Raw genomic sequence first — 1,747 nt, 5'->3', positions numbered from 1 at the left:
AGGTGCGATCAATGTCTGGCCAGGAGCCGATGTCGAAGCCCAGTAGCGTCACTTGATAGCCGGCGAGCGGCTTCAAGTATATTTCAATCCCGTTGTCGTAGCCGAACGCCACATTGGTCATGCCACTATAAGCGTCCGCCCAGTAAGAGAACCCGTCATTGCCTGGGGAATTCCCATCCCAGATCACGTCAAGTCCAGTGGTGTCGCCATAGATTTGGTCGATCACTGCGAAATTCGTGCACGCGTTCCCGCCGTTGCAGATGGAACCATCGAAGGTGAGGATGTCGGCGGCGGCTGGAACAGCCGAAATGGCGGTGGCCACCGAGACCACAGCCGCTGTCAGGAGAGCTGAACGCATGAGGAATTCTCCTATTTCATGTCGTGATGGAAACAACGTAAGTGCGGTGCGTCAATCCGATTCGCCTACACGGTGAATTTCGTGCGATCAAAATGATCAGCGATTGTGGCCGCCTTCCCGTGATTGAGGGATAGCTGCACTGCTAACGGGGTGGTTAGAGCGGTGTTGGCAGCAGGCGTGGTGTATTCGACGCTGATCACGGAACCGAAGCGGCGCCGCCGATGGAGCGAAGACCAGAAGCTGGCGTTGCTGGCGGAGGCCTTCGTGCCGGCCGGTAATGTGACGAAAACCGCGCGGCGCGCGGAGGCCACACGAGCCCGTTGTACCGGTGGCGGTGCCATCCACCTTGATGTCCGGTCGTCCAAGGCCGCGCGGTGGCGCTGACGGCCGCCCAGTTGGGCTACATGCTCGAAGGGATCGTCTGGCGTAACCCCCAGCACACCTGGTGGCCGGCGAGCGCCGGATAGCTGCGAATTTCTCCGGACGGCCTGCTGTTTGGGGCGCCTCAAGTGGCGGATTTTGTGATTCCATCCAGGCATGGATGGGGCGTCTCGCCGAGGCCGGAGGAGTTCGAAGCGCTGCGGGCGGCCGAGGCGCGCGCCGATGTCGCCGAGGCCGAGCTGGTCGTCGCCCGTGCCCTTCGCCTGCCCCGCGTGCGGCGGGACGCGCCTTTCCAGGCTGGCTGAGGACGTCACCGAGACGCTGGAGGTGATCCCTCGCCAGTGGATTGGGACCTACTTCAGCGCCCTGCGGGCGCCATGGCAGAAGGGCACGGTCGAGAACCCCAAAGCGCGTTCGCGACGCTTCCGGCCGCTGGTCGTCGATATCGCGAGATTGCGCCGACCCCGTCCGATGGGGACGGCCTCGGCAGGCCGTGGGTCAGCCGCAAAGTCCAGCTTGCGACCTGCCGAGGCTCCAGACGAGGAGAGCCAGTCTGGACACCCACAATGGGATGGCAGACAGGAAACATCAAGCCCGCCGAGTTCGCGTCGCGGCGATCCTTTAGCCAGACGGATGCGACGGGCGAGCCTGGGGCAGCGAGGACTTCCGTCGGTCCGACCGGCTTCTCGGAAGGGTTCGCGGCGGATACCATGTCAGGGGGCGTCGCACCCGGCTCCGGCGAGAGGGGCCGGAAGCCGTCCCCGCCAAGCCCCGCTGCTCGCCGGCCGCATATGCAGGCGCTGTCACGCGATCGTCGCGCGGGCGTGACGCGTCTGACACGCGAGGTCCCTAAGCCGCCCCGGGTGTGGTCGAGCGGGGGGTATGGGATGCGACGGTTCACGGCTTCGGTAGGCGGCATGGCGCTGGCCTCGGTGCTGGCGGCGGGTCCCGCCGCGGCGCAGCAGGTGGACGAACTGGTCGTCACCGGCCAGCGCCTGTCCCAGCAGC

At 65.3% G+C, this 1,747-nt stretch carries 2 protein-coding genes and 1 pseudogene; 2 read left to right on the top strand and 1 reads right to left on the bottom strand.

Translation table 11 applies throughout. From position 1 onward, the window contains the following. Nucleotides 1-358: hypothetical protein (locus tag AX721_RS26560; RefSeq protein ID WP_197422733.1), on the bottom strand; the 358-nt coding region annotated here is incomplete at its 3' end. Between the two features lie 165 nt (nucleotides 359-523). Here AX721_RS26560 and AX721_RS27685 point away from each other — a divergent pair. Both AX721_RS27685 and AX721_RS27680 read left to right on the top strand, forming a co-directional pair. Continuing rightward, nucleotides 524-742 carry a transposase gene (locus AX721_RS27685; RefSeq protein ID WP_197422732.1) on the top strand — a complete coding sequence of 73 codons (219 nt, stop codon included), beginning with the start codon at nucleotides 524-526 and terminating at the stop codon, nucleotides 740-742. A gap of 252 nt (nucleotides 743-994) precedes the next feature. Further along, nucleotides 995-1,084, top strand: a pseudogene (locus tag AX721_RS27680) (IS66 family transposase zinc-finger binding domain-containing protein); the annotation flags it as partial. Nucleotides 1,085-1,747 lie beyond the last annotated feature (663 nt).

The sequence above is a fragment of the Phenylobacterium sp. CCH9-H3 genome (assembly GCF_001557235.1).
Classification (GTDB): Bacteria; Pseudomonadota; Alphaproteobacteria; order Caulobacterales; family Caulobacteraceae; genus Phenylobacterium.
Note: the sequence above shows the minus strand (reverse complement) of the source record. Positions and strands in the feature narration are given on the sequence as shown.